Source organism: Stieleria bergensis, from assembly GCA_007745635.1.
GTDB classification, from domain to species: Bacteria; Planctomycetota; Planctomycetia; order Pirellulales; family Pirellulaceae; genus Stieleria; species Stieleria bergensis.
On the sequence record CP036272.1, the window covers coordinates 6670206 to 6692562 of the forward strand.

The 22357-nt window shown below is 54.2% G+C and carries 24 protein-coding genes; 14 read left to right on the forward strand and 10 right to left on the reverse strand.

The annotated features are described in order from the left end of the window. Positions 1 to 121 precede the first annotated feature (121 nt). Positions 122 to 1198, reverse strand: a complete 1077-nt coding sequence (locus tag SV7mr_RS23475) for an integrase core domain-containing protein (protein ID WP_145277273.1) — start codon at positions 1196 to 1198, stop codon at positions 122 to 124. Positions 1199 to 1630: 432 nt separating this feature from the next. On the opposite strand from SV7mr_RS23475, the gene SV7mr_RS23480 reads away from it, so the two are divergent. Then, the gene (locus SV7mr_RS23480; RefSeq protein ID WP_419187837.1) at positions 1631 to 2542 is read left to right on the forward strand and encodes a recombinase zinc beta ribbon domain-containing protein; all 912 of its coding nucleotides are present in this window, start codon (positions 1631 to 1633) and stop codon (positions 2540 to 2542) included. Between the two features lie 33 nt (positions 2543 to 2575). Here SV7mr_RS23480 and SV7mr_RS23485 read toward each other — a convergent pair whose 3' ends face one another. Further along, positions 2576 to 2755 (reverse strand): hypothetical protein, encoded by a 180-nt coding sequence (locus SV7mr_RS23485; RefSeq protein ID WP_145277277.1) that lies wholly within the window; start codon positions 2753 to 2755, stop codon positions 2576 to 2578. 173 nt (positions 2756 to 2928) lie between these two features. Then, positions 2929 to 3255, reverse strand: a complete 327-nt coding sequence (locus SV7mr_RS23490) for a hypothetical protein (protein WP_145277279.1) — start codon at positions 3253 to 3255, stop codon at positions 2929 to 2931. A gap of 245 nt (positions 3256 to 3500) precedes the next feature. On the opposite strand from SV7mr_RS23490, the gene SV7mr_RS23495 reads away from it, so the two are divergent. Together SV7mr_RS23495 and SV7mr_RS23500 are read left to right on the forward strand one after the other, a co-directional pair. Further along, positions 3501 to 5228 carry a DUF1998 domain-containing protein gene (locus SV7mr_RS23495; protein WP_145277281.1) on the forward strand — a complete coding sequence of 576 codons (1728 nt, stop codon included), beginning with the start codon at positions 3501 to 3503 and terminating at the stop codon, positions 5226 to 5228. Beyond that, a complete protein-coding gene (locus SV7mr_RS23500; RefSeq protein ID WP_145277284.1) occupies positions 5225 to 6358 on the forward strand; it encodes a UvrD-helicase domain-containing protein in 1134 nt (377 codons plus the stop codon). Before SV7mr_RS23495 ends, SV7mr_RS23500 begins: the two co-directional genes overlap by 4 nt. On the opposite strand, the gene SV7mr_RS23505 is transcribed toward SV7mr_RS23500, so the two are convergent. The 5 genes from SV7mr_RS23505 to SV7mr_RS23520 form a co-directional block, all read right to left on the reverse strand. Beyond that, complete coding sequence (locus SV7mr_RS23505; protein WP_145277286.1) at positions 6320 to 6904, reverse strand: hypothetical protein; 585 nt, start codon at positions 6902 to 6904, stop codon at positions 6320 to 6322. The two genes, SV7mr_RS23500 and SV7mr_RS23505, sit on opposite strands and share 39 nt — an antisense overlap. Before the next feature lie 226 nt (positions 6905 to 7130). Next, positions 7131 to 7592 (reverse strand): hypothetical protein, encoded by a 462-nt coding sequence (locus SV7mr_RS23510; protein WP_145277288.1) that lies wholly within the window; start codon positions 7590 to 7592, stop codon positions 7131 to 7133. Positions 7593 to 7660: 68 nt separating this feature from the next. Further along, on the reverse strand, positions 7661 to 8185 hold the full coding sequence (locus SV7mr_RS23515; protein ID WP_145277290.1) for a hypothetical protein: 525 nt from the start codon (positions 8183 to 8185) through the stop codon (positions 7661 to 7663). Positions 8186 to 8729: 544 nt separating this feature from the next. Further along, positions 8730 to 8897 (reverse strand): hypothetical protein, encoded by a 168-nt coding sequence (locus SV7mr_RS25790; protein ID WP_419187838.1) that lies wholly within the window; start codon positions 8895 to 8897, stop codon positions 8730 to 8732. Between the two features lie 878 nt (positions 8898 to 9775). Beyond that, positions 9776 to 10123 (reverse strand): hypothetical protein, encoded by a 348-nt coding sequence (locus SV7mr_RS23520; protein WP_145277292.1) that lies wholly within the window; start codon positions 10121 to 10123, stop codon positions 9776 to 9778. A 130-nt stretch (positions 10124 to 10253) separates the two neighbouring features. Between SV7mr_RS23520 and drmB the strand changes: the two genes are divergently transcribed. Both drmB and drmC read left to right on the forward strand, forming a co-directional pair. Next, positions 10254 to 10856, forward strand: coding sequence for a DrmB family protein (gene drmB, locus SV7mr_RS23525; protein ID WP_145277294.1), 603 nt, complete (start codon positions 10254 to 10256; stop codon positions 10854 to 10856). A gap of 17 nt (positions 10857 to 10873) precedes the next feature. Further along, positions 10874 to 11665, forward strand: coding sequence for a DISARM system phospholipase D-like protein DrmC (gene drmC / locus SV7mr_RS23530; RefSeq protein ID WP_145277296.1), 792 nt, complete (start codon positions 10874 to 10876; stop codon positions 11663 to 11665). 196 nt (positions 11666 to 11861) lie between these two features. Here drmC and SV7mr_RS23535 read toward each other — a convergent pair whose 3' ends face one another. Then, on the reverse strand, positions 11862 to 12266 hold the full coding sequence (locus SV7mr_RS23535) for a Na-translocating system protein MpsC family protein (protein WP_419187839.1): 405 nt from the start codon (positions 12264 to 12266) through the stop codon (positions 11862 to 11864). A 938-nt stretch (positions 12267 to 13204) separates the two neighbouring features. On the opposite strand from SV7mr_RS23535, the gene SV7mr_RS23540 reads away from it, so the two are divergent. Together SV7mr_RS23540 and SV7mr_RS23545 are read left to right on the forward strand one after the other, a co-directional pair. After that, positions 13205 to 14764, forward strand: coding sequence for an alpha-amylase family glycosyl hydrolase (locus SV7mr_RS23540; protein ID WP_419187840.1), 1560 nt, complete (start codon positions 13205 to 13207; stop codon positions 14762 to 14764). Position 14765: 1 nt separating this feature from the next. Then, complete coding sequence (locus SV7mr_RS23545; protein ID WP_145277298.1) at positions 14766 to 15776, forward strand: glycosyltransferase family 4 protein; 1011 nt, start codon at positions 14766 to 14768, stop codon at positions 15774 to 15776. 41 nt (positions 15777 to 15817) lie between these two features. Here the strand turns inward: SV7mr_RS23545 and SV7mr_RS25795 are convergent, their stop codons facing one another. Continuing rightward, a complete protein-coding gene (locus SV7mr_RS25795; protein WP_419187841.1) occupies positions 15818 to 15961 on the reverse strand; it encodes a hypothetical protein in 144 nt (47 codons plus the stop codon). A gap of 562 nt (positions 15962 to 16523) precedes the next feature. On the opposite strand from SV7mr_RS25795, the gene SV7mr_RS23550 reads away from it, so the two are divergent. The 7 genes from SV7mr_RS23550 to SV7mr_RS23580 all read left to right on the forward strand — a co-directional run bounded on the left by SV7mr_RS23550 (position 16524) and on the right by SV7mr_RS23580 (position 22103). Then, on the forward strand, positions 16524 to 16988 hold the full coding sequence (locus SV7mr_RS23550; RefSeq protein WP_145277300.1) for a Na-translocating system protein MpsC family protein: 465 nt from the start codon (positions 16524 to 16526) through the stop codon (positions 16986 to 16988). A 117-nt stretch (positions 16989 to 17105) separates the two neighbouring features. Continuing rightward, positions 17106 to 17381, forward strand: coding sequence for a GlsB/YeaQ/YmgE family stress response membrane protein (locus tag SV7mr_RS23555; RefSeq protein ID WP_145277302.1), 276 nt, complete (start codon positions 17106 to 17108; stop codon positions 17379 to 17381). 131 nt (positions 17382 to 17512) lie between these two features. Continuing rightward, positions 17513 to 18625, forward strand: coding sequence for a flotillin-like protein FloA (gene floA / locus SV7mr_RS23560; RefSeq protein ID WP_473163697.1), 1113 nt, complete (start codon positions 17513 to 17515; stop codon positions 18623 to 18625). Between the two features lie 31 nt (positions 18626 to 18656). Continuing rightward, positions 18657 to 20225 (forward strand): chaperonin GroEL, encoded by a 1569-nt coding sequence (groL, locus tag SV7mr_RS23565; protein ID WP_145277304.1) that lies wholly within the window; start codon positions 18657 to 18659, stop codon positions 20223 to 20225. Between the two features lie 23 nt (positions 20226 to 20248). After that, entirely contained in the window at positions 20249 to 20686 is a 438-nt protein-coding gene (locus SV7mr_RS23570) for a hypothetical protein (RefSeq protein WP_145277306.1), read from the forward strand. A gap of 359 nt (positions 20687 to 21045) precedes the next feature. After that, on the forward strand, positions 21046 to 21861 hold the full coding sequence (locus tag SV7mr_RS23575; RefSeq protein WP_145277308.1) for a hypothetical protein: 816 nt from the start codon (positions 21046 to 21048) through the stop codon (positions 21859 to 21861). Next, positions 21858 to 22103: a BON domain-containing protein gene (locus SV7mr_RS23580; protein WP_145277310.1), complete on the forward strand. Its 246-nt coding sequence runs from the start codon at positions 21858 to 21860 to the stop codon at positions 22101 to 22103. Before SV7mr_RS23575 ends, SV7mr_RS23580 begins: the two co-directional genes overlap by 4 nt. Positions 22104 to 22357: the final 254 nt, after the last annotated feature.

A 22357-nucleotide genomic window follows, 5' to 3' on the forward strand; every position in this document is an offset into this window, starting at 1 on the left:
AAGGCTTGGCATTGCACATCGTTAGGATTTCGCTATCGATCTGGGCATGATCGCCAATTTGAGAGTTTAGAGCACGCAGCTCTAAGCATATGGCCGTTTAACGGGCGATAAGATTCGATAGCTACGCAGCGGCACGGTAAGACTTAAGATGTCCGCCGAGTTCAATGTGGCAAACGATGCGGTTCGACTTCAAATCAACCGTCGGCAGCGCGTCATTGTCGCGAACTGGTGGCAGATGATCTCGATTCGAATGTCCACGTCGGTGATTGTACCAGTCTTCTGACACACGAAGGATGTAGTCCATGTGCTGCTCGCTGACCACGCAGAACGCGTTCAGCACTTCGTGCTTGAGCGTTTGAATGACTCGCTCGACAAATGCTTGCAAATTCGGCGATCGCGCTGGCGTCTTCTTAATATCACAGCCAGATGAACGAAAGACTTCGTCAAACGAGTCGACGTACTTTGAGTCTTGGTCTCGCTGCAGTATCGCACACGGCAGTCCCTCGTCTTGAAGGAACATGTCGAAGTTGCGCGCTTGCTGCGTCGTCCATTCACCAGTCGGATTGGCTGTGCATGGCGATATCCAAATGCGCCGCGTCTCAACATGGATGAAGACGAGGAAGTAGAGATCGACCATGCCCTTGACCGTCCACTTCCGTTTCGACGCAAAGTCACACTGCCACATGGTCGCGGCATGGCGTTTCAGGAAGTCCGACCACGTGTCGGGATGGTCGCTAGGATCGGGACCAAGGCCGGCTTCGACCAGGATGTTCTTGACCGTTTGGCGTGAGATCCGATGACCCAGCCGGCGCATCGCTTGAACGATCTTGGTGTAACCCCAGCCAGTCTCCTTCCGAATTCGGATGATCGTATCGGCAATGCTCTCGTCGATCTTTGGCCGGCCAGGTTTGCCCTCCGACTTGGATTTCGGCCTTTTCGTCGGCCCGTCCTCCATCTTTCGGATCCAGCGGCGGAAGGTCGAGTAGCTGACAATCGAGATTAGCTCTTTGATCCGCGGGCCAAGCTTTTTGCCGTGGCGAACCAATCGGCGGCGTTCCTGATTGTTCAGCGTGATCCGATCGGGTAACTTGCTCCGAAGGATTGCATTTTCCGCTCTCAAATACGTCACTTGCTGGGCTAGTTCCTGCCGAGTTAGCGACGCGAGCAGTGTCAAAAGTGGGTGAACAATCGCGGCCATTCGTGCTGCCGAGTTCCTTGCAATTCCTGAAATAATCGGGGTGGCATCATTTTTTTACCCCGCTGAAACGACGAGCCTACGGAACGATTCGCCCGCCGCAATGGCCGTAGGCTTGAACCGAGTCGGGCCAGTCAGATTGTCGCTGCTTCGATCAAAGTAACCGGCACAGACTACCACTGGTGGAGCTAATTTGCGGGCACATTCTCTCCCCCTGTTAACCACTCGCAGAACTGCGAGAACAAGCAGCTTTGGTTAACAGCGAAGCAACCAACAGCTTTCGCATTTGATTCGTCGCTGGACCAATCGAAAGAGACGGGAATCGCGTCAAAACAGCCGCCTAAAGCAGAAAGAGCCTGCAAAATCCACTGACTCTCTCCGGATTGGTTGTGTACAGGGAGCTCCGTCGTAGATGAATTGGACCATCGAGCCTGGGTGACAAAACAGTGGACAACCAAGAAGGGAACGCATCGCGGCGGAAAGCCCTTCAACAAGACCAGTCTGCATCGCTTGCTGACCAACGTCACGTATATCGGAAAGCTTCGTTACAAGGATGAGGTACACGAGGGTGAGCAGGATGGCATTGTCGATCCCGACGTTTTTGAAAAGGTCCAAGCGAGACTGAATCGAAATGGTCGCTCAGGCGGGAGCGAAGTTAGAAACAAGCATGGCGCACTCCTCAAGGGAATCCTGCGTTGCAAAGCCTGCGATTGCTCGATGACGCCATCCCATTCGACGAAGGCTGGCAATAAACGCTATCGCTACTACGTCTGCCTTCAGGCACAAAAGCGAGGTTGGGATAAATGTCCGACGAAGTCTGTCCCAGCTGGCGAGATTGAACGCTTTGTTGTCGAACAAGTCCGTGCGATTGGCCGCGACCGTTTGCTAGCACGGGAGTCAATCGAGAAAGCTTCGGCATCAGTGCGTGAACAAATCGCTGCACTAGCCACCGAAGAACTCCTCATCCAACGCAATTTAGCTCAGTGGCAGAACCAACTCGCCGATGTGATTCGTAAGTTGCCGGCCGGAGATGAGGATTCCGTCCTGCTTGGAATCTTGGCCGACTTGCAGGATCGAATACGCGAGAACGAAAAGCGTCTTTCGGAGATTCGTATCGACTCCGATGGTTTGCGGAAGACCATGGTCGATCCCGACGAAGCTGCTGAGGCACTCGCGTCCTTCGATGAATTGTGGGACACGCTTGTTCCACGAGAGCAAGCCGAGACGCTGCAGATGTTGATCCGCCAGATCGAGTATGACGGCATGAGCGAGAGGATTGCCATCACCTTTCACATGGCGGGCATCAAGTCGATTGAATCACGGCTTCTGGCGGAGACGCCCGAATGAGTGATGAGATCAAGATCGAACTGGCCATATCCTTCAATCGCAAAGGTCCGGGGGCGCGGCGTGTCGCCAGCACTGAAAACGAATCCGACACCGATCGTCTCGATCGACTTCTTGGTAGCCGTACTTACCGATGAGGCCGTTGGTCTTCTTTTCGACGAATTTGCGAGTAAACGAGTCTTCGTAAGGATTGAATTTGATCGTCGTCTGAGTCATGGGAGTCTCCTTGGCCGGAGACTTGCTGAGGCGTGGACGACGGACGACGAGCCAATGAAAAAGCGGAGGCAACTGTGTCGAACCAAGAGAACTTGGTGTCGCCCACAATCGCCTCCGCTTTGCGGCCGGCCGAATGTCAGGTAAATGAAGAGTGATGAAGTGTTTAGGGTGTGCTACGCCGCGGATTCGATGACGGTCATGCGGAAAGGCAGGCCGTTTTGGACTTCCAACAATTCGATCTCTCCGTCGACTTGCTCATCGAAGTAGTGGAACAGCTCCACCAACTGTCGTTTGATGGCGAAATCTTCGGTCGCGAGATGCCTGTTGGGTCCGCTCTCGCTTCGGAATTTGTGTTCGCGAAAGACCTTTGACGCGTCGCTCAGTTCCGGTTGGCCGTCACGAAATGGAATGCGTTCGATCTTGCCGAAGTTGATGCGTTGCAGCGTTTCGATCAATCGTTGACGCTGGTGTGAGAGGGATAACTTGCGTGCAGGTTCCATTGGGGACCTCCTTGTCGGATCAATCAGCGGCGACCAGCGACAGGCTCGGGGCTGGGCATCCGCGATTGCTTCCGACTCGATTGGAGCGAGCGTTGAAGCCTGTCGCCCCTTACTGGCGAAATTTCGTTTGGGCGTCGAATTTTCGCTGTGCTGCAAGCCGATTTGATGCTGCGTATGTTCCTGGAAATCTGATTTATGCAAATGGGCATAGATTCGTAGCCAGACGATTTCATCGTGAAGCTGAGATGGACGAAGTCGACACGCCCGTTTTTGCTGTAAATATCGATCGTGAGGCGATCATCGAGAGCGATCGTAGCAGCACCTCTAGCAGTTTGAGCGATATCGAGCTTACGGCAATTCCTGTGTGCGATGTTGATCTCGTGCACATGTCACAGATATCGGATGAAGAGGAAAATCGATTTCAGCTGTCCGTGGCCACCTATGGTCGAGAACAGGGGCGACACAATGGTGGACAAGCTTTTGGTTGGGGCGGAAGTCCTTTGCACTTTCGCCGCGGAGTGCACTACCGCATGGTCAACGTCGGTGCTTCCTCTCTGGTCGACCGAACGCCACCTGAGATGGGTTATCCAGTGTGCCAAATCTGCGGCCAGAGCGTTTCGCCACTGGCTTCGGTTCGTCAGATTCAGAACTTCCGAGACAAACATCAGGAATGGTGCGGGCAAGAACCGGCCAACGTTGGCTTCTACGCGGATGTGGTTGCTGATGCGATCACGATGGTGAATATGCAGGACAAAACGACCGCATACACAGTCCTTGAATCGATCCGGCAAGCGGCTGCGTCAGTTTTGGATATGCACCTTGATGACTTGCAAGTGCTAATTGTCGGACACGTTGATCGTGACGAGGTCGACGGCAATCTGTGGGACCCCATGCCTGGCGGTTCAGGTTTGCTGACTCAAATGCTAAACAACTTCCCGACCATCATTTCAACTGCAGCAGAAATGCTGGCTGGCTGCCCGATGGACTGTGGAAGCTCTTGTAACCATTGCCTTCAAACCTTCCGCAATGCTTACTACCACAGATACCTGGATCGTCATGCCGGGCTCGAGTTTTTCGAGCGAGCCGGAAACCGACTAGCAGAAGAACATGATATTCCGTCGTTGCAGCCTTCGCCCGAGAACAACCCGATTTCGCCAGCCGGAGAGGTTAACGACGCAGAGGCCAAACTGAAGCACCTTTTGGCGATGGCAGGGTTTTCTACTGGCAGCTTTCAACAGCAGATCCGATTTCAGTATGAATTTAGACCCAGCCCAAACCTGAGTAGTACAACACCGGACGTCTTTTTTGATCCCGACCCAGATGATCCTGATGACATGGGGGTGTGTATCTATTTGGATGGCATGAGTGATCACATTCATGGAAATGCCAGGACCGCTGCTCAGGACAATGAAATTAGGTCGTGGCTACGGAGCAAAGGATACAACGTTATAGAGATCACTCGCGTTGATCTGGATGATAGCGGAGCAATGCGGCGATATCTGAAGAAGCTTGGCCGAATACTCGTTGGAAAAGAGTTTGCGAAATCACTGGATGACAACAATGATCTGAATGCCGCTTTGGGGCAATCATCACAGAACCGACCGCAACCAACTCCGGTGCCAGTCGAAAAAAAGAGCCCCAAAGCAAAGGTGTCTTCTGAGTATGAAGAAGTGCTGGAACTCGTTGGTGGTGAAGTTAGTCAATTGGTTTCCCAGCTTGCTGCGGAAGGCATTGCTGTTCCCGAGCCTGGGTATCCACTTGACGACGAAGATGGCGTGACCATCGCAGAATGTGAACTGGCATGGCCCGATCTCTCTGTGGCCTATTTTCGCGAAGGCGATCAATCATCCGCAGATCAATTCAAGGAGCGTGAATGGACTGTAATCGTTGGCCAGGACTTGAGTGCGGATCTCGCCGCCATCCGAAAGGCAATTGAAGGGAGCGACTCCGCCGGCGGGAGTAACCCTTCATGAGCGGTCCGCAGCTGGCAATAAGCAATGAGTTTATGGAGGCATTGGCAAAGCTTCCGAAATCTCAACGCAAGAAGGTACAGGAATTTGCAAAAAAGTTCCGGGCCGATCCGAAATCTTCCGCGATCAATTATGAGAAGATCCACAACATGGCCGACGATCGTGTTCGGACTGTGCGGATCGACCAGAAGTATCGCGCCGTTGTCTTGCACCCCGACACAGGCAACACCTATGTGCTTGTATGGGTTGACAACCATGATGAGGCAATGGACTGGGCGAGGAACCGAACCTTTGAGGTGCATCCAGAGACTCAGTCTTTGCAGATACTGAACGTCGAACAAGTACAGCGAGCGGTTGATCAGGCGAAAGCTGCGCCACCACCGGTGAAATCGTTATTTGCCAATGACGACGACACGATCTTGTCGTTTGGTGTTCCAGCCGTCCTACTGCCCGCGGTCCGTCAATTGCGAACAAAGGTTCAACTATCTGAACTCGAGGGCGTACTGCCCATAGAAGCGTACGAGGCTCTCGTATGGCTAGCAGAGGGAGAGTCGGTTGAAGACGTCAGGCAGTACGTTGGGATGCTCGCCGAGCAAGAAAGTAAATTAGCCTCTGCGGAGCTCAGTCAAGAAGACACTTCAATTGCAGAGAACCAGTCGGCGAGAAGATTTAGCCGTGTCGATAGCGACGACGAGTTGGATCGAATTCTGTCTGCCCCGCTGGAGCAATGGCGTGTCTTTCTGCACCCGCTGCAGAAGCAGATGACGCAGCAGTCATTTTCTGGTCCTACCCTGGTACTTGGGGGAGCCGGAACTGGAAAAACCATTGTCGCGATGCATCGGGCTCGAAAGCTTGCATCGAGCATCCAGTCTGACATGCGTGTCCTTTTCACTACCTTCACAAAGAACCTGGCAGAGAATGTAAAGTCAGTGCTTGAAACGCTCTGTGGCGATGAAATGGAACGCATCGACGTACAGCATGTCCACGAACATGCGATGTCTTGGCTTCGCACGTCTGGGCCAACCCAGGTTGCAACTGATGAAGAAATTGCATTGGCTTGGGACCAGGTAGCTGTGGCCAGCGCGTCCGAGCATCTATTCCACGCAACGGTTCTCTTCCAGCAGATCCAGTAGAACCTTGGTTAGGTCGGTTATGGCAATCAACTCATGAACATTCTTCAACACCTGGGGGACGAATACGCAGAATTTTTCTTCGTCCTCGTCGACACTCATGCTCATTCCGACCCTAACTGTGGGCTTTGGCGATACGCGCCTCAAGGCCGACACGAAATCGGGTTGGCCGAATAGTCCGTTGGCAAGCTCTGCCTTGTTGCCAAACACGGTGAAATCGTCATCCAGAACAGGAAGATCGATCGCCTTCGCCTTGCCGCTTCTCGCTAGTAGCCCACCGGCCAGCGACCCCAAGACTCCCTTCCATTTCGGAGTGAGTTGAAGCTTTACCTCAGGACGCAAAGATGCCCCTGGAATCGCCCTAGTGTACCGTGTGCCATCGTCACCCGTACCGAATCCAACCTCGAGCGTGATGGGATGTTCGCGATGCAAGAGCTTGATTTTGCTGTTGGCAAGCCACCTCCCTTTCACAAAATCGCCGCCTAGCTCGCGTGCCGCCTCTTCCCAAACGTCGTCGGGGAATACTAGAAGATTTCTTAGCCAACTCATTTTGCATTACCCATAGCTTTTCCAAAGTCGGATAGCTCAACTTTTGCGTCGGAAGAGCCGTTCCGCTTTTCCTGTGCCAGAGAGCTTTCCGGGGATGCTCCGGTACCGATAGCCACTGCCGACACAACACAAACCACTGTGCACGCAATCGCAGATGGTCTTGAAGACACAGTTTTGCTCATTGAATTTCACCGTTCGTTAGGGACTATTTGCGAAAGCCAACTAATCAATTAGCTCGCCGGATTTCTTCTACAATCTCGGCCGACGACTTCTGGCCGCTTTCGATGTCCGCGATGTCTGCGTCGGTCAGAGAAAACGATTCAAATTGTTCCGACACCAAGCCAAAGTATTGGACGATCGTGGTCGTGGTCATGCGGCCTTGGAAATCGATCACTTTCGTTCCATGCTGCGGAAAGCCTACGGAAACGCCACCTCCGTCCAGCTTAGGAAGCAGGATGAGTGATTCCGTCCAGCCGATCTCTCGGGCCGTGATGCTTCCGTCCCCGTCCAGTTGGTACGAGCCAGCGCCACCGTCGGGCAGAATCAGTGTCACGTTGCTTGCGGGTTTGCCTTCGAATCGAATCACCAAACGTGGCGTCGAAATGTAGTGCATGTTGGTCAGCGCTGCGCAAAATAGAATTGCCGTGATCGCTACCACAAGGACGACAACCGTCTTCTTCGATTTCATCAGGTGAGTCTCCGAAAGTGCGTCCAGGCGTGTTTGCTTCACCAAGCGTCCTCGAGGCGCAAAAGTCCCTACGAATCCGAGCCGGTTTTGCTGAGCGACTCATACCGCCGAAACGCCCGTTTAACTTCCGTTGGATCCATGAAATCTTGCCAGACGGTCGCTTTCATCTGCTTGGTGGGGTCCACGTCCGCTTTCTTGGCGAACTCCGGGTAATCCGCCGGGCTGGCATAGCGGATGAAAACAAAATGCCGACTGATTTCTCGTCCATGCTCGCCCGACACCGTGATATCGACCAATTGACCTGGCTCTTCCTCATCGTGGACTTCCCGAGTCGTCACGGACACGCTGGCGGACTTGGGGAGTGCTTGGTCTTCGTTCCGCTGGACGACAAACCCTTCGAACCAGAATGCCCGCTCTCCACCATCGGGGGCCTGGTCGATCTCGAGCGTAATCTCTTTTTGCTGTGTTGAACCCGGATCGCACCAGAGGACCTTTTCCCACCCCTTCATCCAGGGCTCGTCACCAAGGTTCTCCAGGACCGAGCGACGCAACTGCACGACCGACATCACGCGCCGTTCCCTCGCTTTGGCCATGATCTTCCAAGTGTATTCGACTGTTGATCCGTCCCGACCGCCTGGGCTAGATCGAACGACACACGTGCTAGAGATTGCCGGAAGGTCGCGCCCATCCGCAAATGCGGTGATTGGGAGTAGAAAAAGGGCCATCACGGTAGACGCAATTCTCATCTTCGTACCTCTGTTGGAATTCTGGTGTTCAAGGACGCGCATCTGGGGTTCGGATTCCAGAAGGGATTTCACCCGCTAGCTGGATTATCCGCGGGCAAAAGGGTTCGCGGGCGCGAGACAGCGGTTGCTTCATAAAACCTTCATCGTATTCTTGAATCATCGCTTTCACCTCCAGCCGTTTCATTGTTTGTCATTGGCTGCAACCATAACACAACACCATTGGAAGGTCCTTCTGGCAAAGCAAATCCCTGGTTCGGTTTGTCCACGGAGAAGACAACGCGGCACAGTTCGACGGGCCATGCAATGTTTCTCGGCTTGTGGGGTCGTTCCCACGCACCGCCACCAACACCGCCATGGCCGGGATTCCAATCGACGGGTTCGGTGATTTCAATCACAGGAGTGTCATCCAATAAAGCGATGATGTTCCATTTGCCCTGTTTTCGGCAGCGAGTACTCGATGCTGCTCGGCTAATCGTTCATTAAGACGTGCTTCTCGGAAGGCAATGAAGACGCCGTATAACGCCATCAGTGCCAAGGTGATATTGATCAAACGAATCATGGGTTTGCAGTCAGTGCTTTTCGGGTCAGCAACCAATCGGCGGCGTTCCTGTTTGTTCCGGGTTATCCGATCGGGTAACTTACTCCCAAGGATTGCATTCTCCGCTTTCAACTACGTCACTTGCTGGGCTAATTCCTGCCAAGTTAGCGATGCGAGCAGTGTCAAAAGCGGGTGAACAACGCGGCCATTCGTGCTGCCGATTCCCTTGCAGTTCCTGAAATAATCGGGGTGGCATCATTTTTTACCCCGCTGAAACGACGAGCCCACTGAACGATTCGTCCGCCGCAATGGCCCAGTCTTGATCCGTGTCGGGCCAGTCAGATTGTCGTTGCGTCGATCAGAGTAACCAGCACAAACTGCCAGTCGTGAAGTCGTTTTGGGCGACATCCTCTCTCCCTGTTAACCACTCGCAGACATACGAGAAACAGCAGCGTCGGTTAACAGCAACGTCCCCCATAAACTTCGGATTTGCGTCAACAGAGGACCAATCGAAAGGGACGGCAACCGCATTGCAAAAGGGGGATTCAGCGTGATAAAGGTCGCAATATCTGCTGAGTCTCTCCGAATTGGTTTTGTACGGGGAGCTGATTAAAAAACTACGGAACTAGCAACCGTCCACTTAACGCCCGGGAGCCAAGATCAGGCCGCCGGGCGTTTTCTCGTTTTGGCCCCGTTTTTCTCGGCCTGCCGCGATCTCTCTCCCGCCGCCAAAAGCTCTCGGGTTCGAACCCGTCTCGTTCGAGAGAACCTTGTGACCCCCAAGTTCACACCCGCACCCCGAGAGAAAGCTACAAAACCTCTCACTCTCTCTGATTAACAGAGACAAATGGTTCACAGGCTGATCTCTTTCGACGGGCCGAATGTAACCCTAGCAGTTCTCAGCAACTTTCCGGATTGATTCCGAGCCTTGTACCTTGCTCCTCGATCCATGCGAAGAGCGCCGTGTTGTCCTCGTAAGTTCGTTGTTCGTCCCGTTCCAAATACTCATCTATTCGCTCGATCGGGCATTCGCATAATGCTTCGAGCGGGTTGGCCGTTCCATGCGGTGGTCCGGTATCCCAATGGAATTCAGTGAACAGGAATCGCGTTCCCATCTTGTGGCGAATACCGATGAACCCGTGATCGTCCTCCCGGTAAACGCCAAGATTGAGATTTCGCGAATAGAGTCGATAAAGCCGCCCGTGGCGACATTGTTCGATTGGAATTCGATCTGGATGGTCTTCCATGATGGATGCTGCACTAACGGTTTTTTTCCCCGGTATTACATTGTAGCGCAATGGGTTTCATTCGTGGCCCCGGGCGTGAACCGGGTAGGTAAGTCTCGCTGGCTGTTAACTTCTTTTCCGTTGGCCTTGGCTGGGCGATCATCGCGGCGAAGGTGTTTTCATTCAGTTTGACACAGAAGCAATTGAGAATTGGGCAGCACGCCCTGATGTTCAGGAACATGGACTCAAGCTTCTCGGCGGCTACGAAGCTTGGAAAGCGGAACGAAACGGAGCTCAGAAGAAATTTGTTGAGGAAGGTGGGCTGCTGCCATATGTCATGTTGCACTCCTTTGCACACTTGCTGGTCACATCGGTTTCGCTCGAATGCGGATATCCCGCGAGTTCGATCCGTGAACGCATCTATGCAATCCCTGATGTAGGTTATGGCGTCTTGCTGTTCACGGGCACGTCGGACGCGGAGGGCACCCTTGGTGGACTTGTACAAGTTGGGCGTCGCATTCACGAACACATCCGCACGGCACTAAACATGGGGGAACTGTGTTCCAACGATCCCGTTTGTGCTCAGCATGATCCAGCGAACCAGCACGAACGACGCTATCTTCATGGAGCGGCTTGTCACGGATGCTTGTTGATCTCGGAAACATCCTGTGAACAGCACAAGGAGTTTCTTGATCGGGCACTCGTGGTTCCCACTGTCGACAGCCTTGGCATCGAGTTCTTCGGTCGCAGCTAAGAATCGGAGCCATCCCATTGTTCAACGATCTCGTTCTACTGAGAGACAGTGATCTGAAAAGCCTGATCGATGGGCTAGAGGCTCGTCGTGTTACTTTGCCTACGAACAGCTTGCAGATCAGCCGATTGATCTCGACGGGCTTGGTCGATCGCGTCGTAGACGCGATCAATTCTCAGCATTCACTTGGTTTCAAATCAGAGCATTTGGTCGCCACATTGGAATTGATTCGAGCAGATCGCAATCATCGCAAGAGCCGAGAAGTTGAACTCGAGTTGGTCACTTCGGGCCCGGAGGCTGCAGGAATCACCAATCGGGAAACGGCCGTCGTTGTGAGGGAAATGTTCGCGCACGCACGCGAGTCCGTCTTGGTGGTTGGCTACGCTGTATTTCAGGGACAACAGGTATTTGAAGCACTCGCGAATCGCATGGAATCAAATCCCGATTTGGACGTCAGGTTCTTCTTGAACATCGCCCGTCCAGATCGTGATCGGAACAAATCGGATATCCTTGTCTCGCGATTTATTCAGCGATTCAAGTCCAAGAAGTGGCCATCAGGCTGTTGTCTTCCAGAGATCTACTTCGATCCGAGAAGTGTTGCCGACGATGCCCCCGTTAGATCATCGCTCCACGCAAAATGTGTCGTCGTCGATCGAGAGCAAGTCTTCGTTTCTTCGGCCAATTTCACAGAAGCCGGCCAGCAGAGAAACATCGAAGTCGGCCTGCGTATCGAGCAACACGCTCTGGCAGAAAAACTGACCATGCACTTTGAACGCATGCGTGACGCAGGCCTATTCCAGAGAGATTGCTAGTCATCGAATCGTGCCAGCTAATCGAGCTGATAGCATTCCGCGGATTGAAATCCTGCCTCAAATTAAACGGACATATCGATCTTACCGGCTGCGTCATGCTTCAGCGTCCGATAACGTGGACTATGTGGCGAAGAATTGTGGATCGTGATGGTGGGGCCGTTAGACGTTTTGTATTTCGATGCGAAACGCTGAATGCCTATTTCTTCTTTGAATCGCGGTATGTGGGGGCCTCTTCGAGCGTAAAAATGACGACTTCTTCACCCGTGTGGGTACTGATATCGTGGTGTAGGCTGCGAACCTTGATTTCAGTGATATCCTGAATCAATGTCTCCAACGCTGGACGAGCGGTTTCGATCAGTTGGGTCCGAACCTGTTTCAGCAGGTCTCGCCCTTTCTCTGCGGGGAAAGTTGTTACCAGATGCTGCTCGGCCGCCGTCAAGACGCCCTGCAATCGAACCACTAGCAAGTCGTCAATTAAATGAGCCCGTATATCCTTCGGGCCCCGCCCCATGTAATCCTGCTCGAAATGGGACAGTCCTTTGCAGACCGCGGCTTCAATTTCACCCTGTGTTTTCATGCAATCGCTATGTGATTCATGCATTAATCAATGCATTCGCTGCGGGCTCGTCGAGCGAAAGGTGGGCGAAAGGTGACCAGCGTTCCCCGATTCTTGTTGTGCATTCTACAAAAACGGCGAACGGGGTAAGCCACAATCGTCCGGGAGGAAGCCTATTTCCCCCATGGATTCGAGTTCGCAGGCGCAGCAAAAGAGCGTTGCGGTCCGGCTGGCACGTGCTTGAGCACTTGTAGGATGTTCTTTTATGCGTAGACTGAACTTATCTTTGGACCTTGTCTCTGCACCGTGTCAACTAGATCGGCGGGGCATCGAGCGGTCGGAGTCTCGTTTTCAGCGTGCCGAAATCACGCGTGCAACGATTCTTTAAGAGATCGGACGCCATTCTCTTGGGCGTATGGTGAGATAGTCGGAGCTATTCCCCATTGCCGTTATTGAATTCCTCGAGAATCGAGACAGCGCAAGATGGCAAAATACCGCCATAGAACTTTTGAAATGTTTGACTTTCTTGAGGAAGCGGCGTGTGCGCTGTCTTCCAGGTCGACTCGTCACGAGGTTGAATCTGATGATCCAAAGTCGTGGACGTTCCAGCATTTGGTCGCTTCACGAAGTGCGAAAATGATCCACGTCAAGTTCAAGCGGAAAGAATGCTTAGACTCGCAGCTCTCTATTGAACTCCGCTCTGATTTCTCGCATCTGGCAGATTCCGTCGTGAACGACAGTCGTGTCCTGCTGGACTTCGCGGGCCTGCGCGGGTTCAGTACGGAATGTATCGACGAACTAAAACGGTTCAAAGCAAAGCTCCAGTCGAAAGGCACTCGCATCGTTTTGTGCAACTTGGAATCAGCAGTTCGATCCTCTTTCTTCCCGCATCGTCTTGGGAACGATCGCACGAGCAGCGGTGTTTCTTGATGCGCAAACCGATGTGCGAAGGTCCGCGACGGGTGCCTTGGTGGGAGCACGGGGTGATCTATCAGATCTATCCCCGATCGTTTCAGGATAGCGATGCTGACGGCGTGGGTGACCTTGCGGGAATTGAGTCTCGGCTGGATTATCTCGCTGAGCTTGGGATCGATGCGATTTGGCTGTCGCCGATTTATCCCTCTCCAATGGCGGATTTCGGCTACGACATTGCTGACTATTGTGAAATCGATCCCATGTTCGGCGATCTCGCCGGGTTCGACCGGCTGCTTGCGGCGGTCCACGGGCGCGGGCTCAGGCTTCTGCTCGATTTCGTTCCCAATCATTCGTCAGACCAACATCCATGGTTTGTCGAAAGTCGCTCTTCGCGTGAGAACGTGAAGCGAGATTGGTACATCTGGCGTGATCCGGCGCCCGACGAAGGACCGCCGAACAACTGGATCAGCGACTTCGGTGGCTCATCATGGCAGTGGGACGAATCCACCGGCCAGTACTACCTTCATGCGTTCCTAAAATCACAGCCCGACCTCAACTGGCGCAAGCCCGAGGTACGCGAAGCTATGATGGCGGTGCTGCGATTCTGGTTCGACCGCGGCGTCGACGGATTCCGGATCGACGTGCTCTGGCACATCATCAAGGCCGAAGGACTGCCCGACAATCCGATCAATGCGTACTGGACGCCCGACCGCACGCAGCGCGACCGGCTGATCCAGCTCTATTCCACCGACCAGCCGGAAGCGCATGCAATCTCTGCCGAGTTTCGCGCTCTGGCAGACAGCTATGGCGACCGCCTCCTGATCGGCGAGATCTGTTTGCCCAACGACCGCCTTGCCCGCTGGTACGGCACGCCGGATCGTCTTCAAGTGCATCTGCCGTTCAATTTTCAGCTCATCGAAAACGCCTGGGACGCAGCCTCGCTGCGACGGACGATTGTCGCTTACGAGGAGTCTGTGCCTTGGTTCGGCTGGCCCAACTGGGTAATCGGCAGCCACGACGCGCCGCGCATTGCTGCGCGAGTTGGCGAGGCGCAGGCACGAATTGCAGCCATGCTTCTGCTGACGCTTCGCGGCACGCCGACGCTGTACCAGGGCGACGAAATCGGCATCGGCGAGGTGCAGATTGCGCCCGATCGGATGCGCGACCCGCAGCATCTGCGTCAGCCCGGGCTGGGGATCGGTCGCGATCGCTCGCGCACGCCGATACCGTGGGATGAGTCGGCAAATGCGGGGTTCAGCACTGTCGATCCCTGGCTTCCGCTCAACCAAGACTGGCAGTCGCGCAACGTTGCAGCACAAGATCGCAGCAGCAACTCACTTCTGTGTCTCTACCGATCTTTGCTAACGCTGCGGCGATCACACGACGCACTCGCCATCGGAGATTTCACACTCGTGGACGCGGCGGACGAAGTGCTCGCCTACCAGCGGCGACATACCGACGAGTGCCTGATGATCGCGTTGAACCTGGGCGACAAGACGCGGCCGTTGACCCTGCCCACGGATACGTGCGTCGCCGAAGTGCTTTGTTCAACGCTTGCGGAACGACCGATGGACGACACGCTTGCCCCGAACGAAGGTGTCGTACTGAGACTGAGGGAGAAACGCTAAGATGCGAATTGCCATGCTGGCCCCGATCGCTTGGCGCACGCCCCCGAGAAATTACGGGCCCTGGGAGCTCGTCACCAGTATGCTGACCGAGGCGCTCGTCGCACGTGGGATCGACGTCACTCTTTTCGCCACGCTCGACAGCATCACCGCCGCGGAGCTCGATGGCGTCGTGCCAGCTCCCTACGGGGAAGATACATCGATCGACGCGAAGGTCTGGGAATTCCGCCACCTGGCCCACCTGTTTGAACAAGCCGACCGGTTCGATCTGATTCACAATCAGGCGGACTTCCCTGCCCACGCTTTCGCGCGCCTGACCGACACGCCGATCGTGACGACGATCCACGGCTTCTCGTCAGAGCGCATCCTGCCGATGTATGCGGAATACCAGGACCTGGTTCATTACGTTGCCATCAGCGACGCGGATCGTCATCCCGACCTGCGCTACGCGGCGACGATTCATCACGGCATTCCTATCGACGATTTTCCGCTGAATCCAGCCGGCAGTGACGATCTGCTCTTCTTCGGACGCATCCACCCCGACAAGGGTGCTGCTGAGGCGATCGCTGCCGCCCGCACGTGCGGACGCCATCTCCACATGTACGGCATCGTCCAGGATAAAGACTATTATGAGCGGGATGTCGAGCCAGCCGTTGATGGCGCGCGGGTAACCTATCACGGCGCTGTCGGTGGGGCGCAGCGGCTGCGGGCCCTTGGAGACGCACGTGCGCTCCTGCACCTGATCAATTTCGACGAGCCGTTTGGGCTTTCGGTTATCGAGGCGATGGCTTGTGGTACGCCGGTAATCGCAACGCGGCGCGGATCGATGCCTGAGCTGATCGAGGATGGCATCACTGGTTTTCTGGTCGACAGTCTTAGCGAAGTGAATCAGGCAATCGAGCGTGTCGACGAGATCGATCGCAGCCGCGTCCGCCGCGCCGTAGCAGATCGATTTTCCGTTGATCGGATGGCGGATGACTATCTAACCCTGTACCGCCGCGTTGTTGGCACCTAGAAAATGCCAAGCAGGGACCGAGCAATTTGGCCAGCCTGCTTTCAGCCTTTTTCCTTCTTCTCTTTTTGCAACTTCCGTTTTTCCTTCGGACTCCGCTGCGCCTTTTTCTGTTTTTCTCTTTTGCCTTTGTCTTTACTTCCCTTGTCACCCATCTCTGCGTCTCCTTGATCGATAGCGAATGTCATTGTTAACAACGTCGTCCTGCGAGCTGCGATCGATCCGGTGTACGGTAGGACGGATAGATTCCGACGTGAATTCACCGCAATGGGCCGTCGGCAGCTTTGTAAGCTTGAGTGGATATCAGTTGATTCTCGAGCGCAGTCTAACCGAGCAGTCTTGGTTAAAGCGAAGAATTCCGACTAGTTCGGAGGCTAATGAAGAAAGAAGGGATGGACTCTAGATTGCAATACGAGGTGTCCAGCGCAAGCCAAATTCATTTGTCGTTTCTCCAAGATGCCTGCAAAACAAGAACAAGTGACTCGAATTATCAGCGATACCATTGTGCTTTCACGCGGCGGCGGTACTATGAAAGTGCCGAGAGCTGATCGGAAGATCTTTTCATCGGCACCAAACCGGACGACAAGATAAAGAGCAATCTGAGAAGCCCAGTCAGCTGGGATCCCGAGGGCTCGTTAAAAAGTAAGCCGATGTGGCGGAATACCTTTAGGTGTTCTACCGCGTCGGCTTTTTTTGTGCGCGTTTTTCTCTGGCAGACTAACCCAGACGCACGGAACGGGGAGTGACCAAATGAATGAATCCAAATCGACCTTGACGCAACAAGTTGCCCGTGTCGCCGGCGCGATGCAACAGAAGAGGACGGGAGTCGCTCCCACAGCGGTTAATGCAATCCTCAGTGGCAACACGTTGGTCGTGACCTTGGACGATGCACTCTCACCTGCCGAGCAGGCGTTGTTGCGTACTCCACAGGGAGCAGCGCAGGTACAAGAGTTTCACCGACAGCTATTCGCCAGTTCGTCCACGTCGATACGCGAGAAAATCAAGACAATTACAGGTCGGGATGTGCGAGAAGCAACCGCCGAAATCGATACAGGAACCGGCGTTATCGCCCATACGTTCAAGTCCAGTGTGATGGTGCAGGTGTATTTATTGTCTCCTGAATTGGATTCGTACAAAGGTAGTGACCGTGAATCGATGGAGCGATCCGATGATGACGGATTCCATCCGCTGTCGCAGGTTGATGATTCTGACTGAATGAAGCCAACTTATTGATCGAGTTCTGATTGAACTTTGGCATTCACCGGCATGGGCAACTTTAGCTCAGGTCGCGAAATCGAATGACACTTTCTCGAACGCCTTTAGGAGGCTGCTATGGGAATTCTACTGTGGATTGCGATGGGACTGTTTGCCGGAGTCCTTGCGAAGTGGATGATGCCTGGGTCGGACCCCGGTGGGATTGTCGCCACGATGCTGATTGGCATTGGCGGTGCGATCGTCGGCGGAATGATCGCAACAGCGATTGGATTCGGAAGCGTGACCGGCTTTGACGTCCGCAGTCTGGTGATCGCCACCGGAGGTGCCGTCGCTTTGCTGTACGGCTATCGAGTCTACGCGCCCAGATTGTGGGCAACCGGGCGCGACTTTTAGGACGAATGATTCGGCAACGGATCTTTGGATCGTCAGTACGAAAGTTTGACTGACAAATGATGGTTGTATCGGGAGCATTTGTTTTCTCGATAAGCCGATCGATGTCCGCCCTGCCAAAGGAGGCAGTCGCGATGGAAATGATGGCAAACGTGTGGATTCCCAGTGCTTGGCAACTGCTACTTGGGGCAGCATTGATCGCTTCCCTGGTGGTCGTGCTGCTCATTGCGGTTTTCGCAAAGTGGGGATCGTACTGGCTTCAGGCGTACATGTCGGGCGCGGACGTGAACATGAAAAGCCTGATCGTCATGAGCTTTCTGAGGATTGAACACCGTTTGATCGTGACCGCCAAGGTCATGGGCCGGCAGGCAGGTTTGCGAATTGACCGCGAAGGCGGAATGAGCACCGATCGTCTACTTGCACATCATCTGGCTGGCGGTGATGTGATGACCGTGGTTCGGGCTATCATCGCCGCACAACGAGCCGGAATCGACTTGGACTTTGACCGCGCCACCGCGATTGACCTGGCAGGGCGTGACGTGCTGCTGGCGGTGCAAACGAGTGTTTCGCCGCGAGTGATCTCCTGTCCGCGTCAGGACGGCGAGGGCAAAAAAACTCTTAGCGCGGTTGCCAAGAACGGTGTCGAACTTCTGGTTGGTGCTAGGGTGACGGTTCGTACGAATCTGGACCAGTTAATCGGAGGGGCGACCGAAGAAACGATCACCGCTCGCGTCGGTCAAGGAATCGTTTCTGCGATCGGATCGGCGAATTCGCACATGGACGTACTAGAGATGCCGGCGCAGATCTCAAAAGCTGCGATGTCACATGGCTTGGACGCCAACACCGCCTTTTCGATTGTCTCGATCGATATTGCCGACATCGACGTCGGAGAGAACATTGGGGCACGCCTGCAGACCGATCAGGCAGACGCTGATACTCGCATTGCGAGAGCCCAGGCCGAAGTGCGTCGCGCCAAAGCGGTGGCTCAAGAGCAGCAGATGAAGGCCAAGGTAACTGAAGCCCGGGCGGAATTAGTGCTTGCCGAGGCCCAGGTGCCCGCAGCGCTGGCCGCTGCATTCCGCGCTGGCCACCTTCGAGCGAAACCAAAGCAAGGTGCGCAGGGCACACAACCCAACGAACCGAAACAAGGCGCGACACGCGACCGACCGAACGGTCCTCGGAATGTCGGCGATGACAAAGGGCCTTCCATGATTCCCTTCCCAAGGGCGAGAGAGGCAAACCAATGAACCGAATAACGAATCACACCTAGGTGCCAAGATGTCCAAACTGCTCTATCACGACGAAGCTCGCGAAGCGATCCGACGCGGTGTCGGTCAACTAGCGAGAACGGTACGCAGCACCCTTGGCCCGTGCGGCCATACGGTGATGCTCGCTAATTCGTTTGGGCCGCCGACAGTCACCAAAGATGGCGTCACCGTTGCCGACGCAATCGACCTGGATGACGCCGACGAAAATATCGGCGTGAAAATGGTTCGTGAAGTCGCGTCAAAAACGAACCAGGTGGCGGGCGATGGCACGACAACCGCAACGGTACTGGCAGACGCAATTTTCAACGAGGGACTGCGAGCGGTTGTCGCCGGCGTCAATCCGGTTGGACTCAAGAGCGGAATCGAAAAGGCGACTGCAGATGTGGTGCGTCACTTGCAGTCCCGTTCCGTCGCAATCAAGGGGCAAAAGGCGATGGCTCAGGTCGCATCGATTGCCGCCAACAACGATTTGACGATCGGAAAGGTTGTCGCCGATGCGTTGCAACAGGTTGGTTCCGGAGGCATTGTCACGATCGAAGACGGGAAAGCGGTCGACAACGAAGTCAATTGGGTCAAAGGGATGCAATTCGACAACGGATACCTGTCGCCCTACTTCGTCAACCACCCGGAATCGATGGAGTGCGTCTTGGAGGATCCCTATGTTTTAATCCACGAAGCAAAAATCTCCAATGTCCAGGAATTCCTGCCCCTACTGGAAAAAGTTGCGGCGGCTGGCAGACCGCTGTTGATCGTGGCCGAAGACGTAGAGGGTGAAGCGCTAACGACGCTGGTGATCAATGGTCTGCGAGGAACATTCACCTGCTGCGCCGTGAAGTCACCGGGGTACGGAGATCGTCGCAAGGAGATGATGGAAGACATCGCGATCATGACCGGTGGCAATACGATTGCCGAGAGTCTCGGTTTGCAGCTGAAGAATCTAGGACTCGACTCACTCGGGCGAGCCAAAAAAGTCATCATCGATAAGGATCACACAACAATCATTGATGGCGCAGGGACGAAGTCGGAAATTCAAGCCCGCATCGCTCAGATCGATAGCGAACTTGAGAAAGCGACCCAGGACTACGACCAAGAGAAATTGCGGTCACGGAAAGCGAAACTGTGTGGAGGCGTTGCCACGATCAGCGTCGGGGGTGCCACCGAGTCAGAAGTCAAAGAGAAGAAACTGCGCTTCGAGGATGCGTTGAATGCGACTCGCGCTGCAGCCGAGGAGGGAGTCCTTCCCGGCGGCGGCGTCGCGCTGATGCGTGCCGCGGCGGCCTGCAAGCCCGCGAAACTCAGCGACGGCGAACAGGTGGGCTACGACATTGTGCTGCGTGCCTGCCGCTCGCCACTGATATGGATTGCGGAGAACGCAGGCGGGAACGGTCGTTTGATCCACGAAAAAGTCGCCGCGGAGAAAGGCAACTATGGATACAACGCTGCCGAAGATCGATTTGAAGATCTGGTGGTCGCGGGCATCATTGATCCCGCGAAGGTCGTTCGTTGCGCATTGCAGAACGCCGCCAGTGTTTCCACGCTACTGCTGACCAGCGATGTGCTGATCACGAACACAAAGTGAAATGAACTTACAAAGGTTCGACCATGAACGCTCTCCTAGCCAATACACCCTGCGACGTTTTGCTTGACGGCAATCAACGTTTAGGTCCGAAGCTAATGGCTCATCCCGGCGGACTCCAGTACATGGCGATTTACGGGTTCTCAAGCAAGAAATCGTATGACCTTTTCTGTGCCAATAGCGACCAGTCATTCATACCCTACCCGTTGGTGAAAGGCTACTTGAAGAATCAGATCGCTGATTCGGTTGATACGGTGCAACTGGTTGTGATTGATGCCGCAGGACCGCAGGAAACTCATGTGAATGCGGCAACCATGAAGTCCGTCTTGGAAGCAGTGGAGCAAAAAGAGAATCAGGTGGCGCTCTCATTTCGCTTGACACTGGATCGAGAATCACAGGCTTACTCTGTTGAAAAGGCTTTAGCCAAATTGGAACTGGCGAGCAGTCTGGCGAAGACTCAGTAAATGGCGTGATCAAGCGCTGCGACCTGTTCGAGCCCAACGAAACATGAAGAAGACGTATCAGTAATAGAAATCCAAACCAGGAGACTTTCGGATGAAGTGGGATCAAGTGAAACGCGATTGGCTATCGGTCAGCCAGCAAATCAAGCTCAAGTGGGGCAAGTTTACAGACGAGGACCTGGCCATGATTTCCGGTGATCGGGAGTCGTTTGTCAGGCTATTTGAGCAACGATACGAAGACGACCAGACGACGGCAGAGCAGAAGATTGACGCGTTCGTTCTCGGGCTGACGTTGCCGACAGAGCGGTCGAAAATCCTCTCGTGGTCCCAACATTGTTGGAACAATATAAGGAGTCTTACCCGTGTCCGACCTCGCATCTAGCACGTATGTTGCTGCTGCCCCAAACAGCGAAAAAGCGGCCGCAGCAGACCAACTGAAAAAAGAACTTGCCGATCGACTCATTGCATTGATTGACAACGCCGAAGCCCGGGTTCGATCAATGCAGAAGAAAGCTGCCACCAAGTTTACGAGACGTCAATCGCGACTCGCTCAGTTTGCCGCGACCCGAACGCGGGTCAACAGGATCATCAACGATCGCTTGGGAGTTCTGATGAGCCAGAGCCAATTCAACGACGGCCAGTTAACGCACAGCGATGGCGTCGGATGCACCGCGGGAGCGAAGTGCAATGGCAGTACGACCACGGTCACTTTTCCGACGTCCGCGGCGCGACAAAAGCGAATGGAATTTTCGTTCGATGTCTTTCACGACAGTGACGTCGACAATGCGGTCGTAGAGTATCGCTTACAAATTCTTCCCGTTTTCGTGAAGTTCGTGTCCCATGACCAACTGGCCATTTCGATCGATGACCAAACCGATTCGGATGTCGTTGCTTGGGTCGATGCGAAACTCGTTGGCTTTGTCGAAACCTACTTCGACGTTTTCTTTCACCCTGAATATCAGAAGTCGCACATGGTGACTGATCCTGTCATGGGCATTTCATTTCCCAAGGCGATGGCATCGAGTATTCGCCAAACGGATGGCCGAACCCTTTATTTCTTTACTGACGAATCCTGTCGGCAGTTCAGCGAAGACCCTTCTTACTACCTCGGTACAACGCTTCGGTTCAACCATGGAATCAAGCTGCATGGTACCGTTTCACACCGGAGAGAATCATGACCCTTGGTAACCAAATTCCCGACAAGACGCTTCAGAAGAATGTTGACCGTAAGTTGATGCAAAAGTGTCCTGGATCAGCACGAATCAGTGCGGCTGTACGAGGTGGGGATGCCACTGTCACGGGCACACTCAAGAACGAATATGAGCGAAAGCCAATTGTTCGATGCGTGGCAGCGGTGCAGGGAATCCGGCGTGTCGTCGACCAGTTGCAGGTGCTGGATAAGAAGAAGCCAAACGGATAGATGATCTAGCAAATGCTCATCATTAAATTTGTCGGAGGTCCATTCGATGGCCATCAGCAGTCTTGCTTGACGAGCCCGAGCCAACTTCCAACGGACGTGATTTGGCTTGTGTGCGAGGATGGATTGCGACTGATTGGCGGGGGCGACCATCAACAACGTGGAGCTTTCACAAGTGTCGCTCTGTATGGGCTTGACTGGGAAACCGGGACGGCACGGTATCGGTTTGCAGGCGCAATCTCAGCCAAAGATTTTGA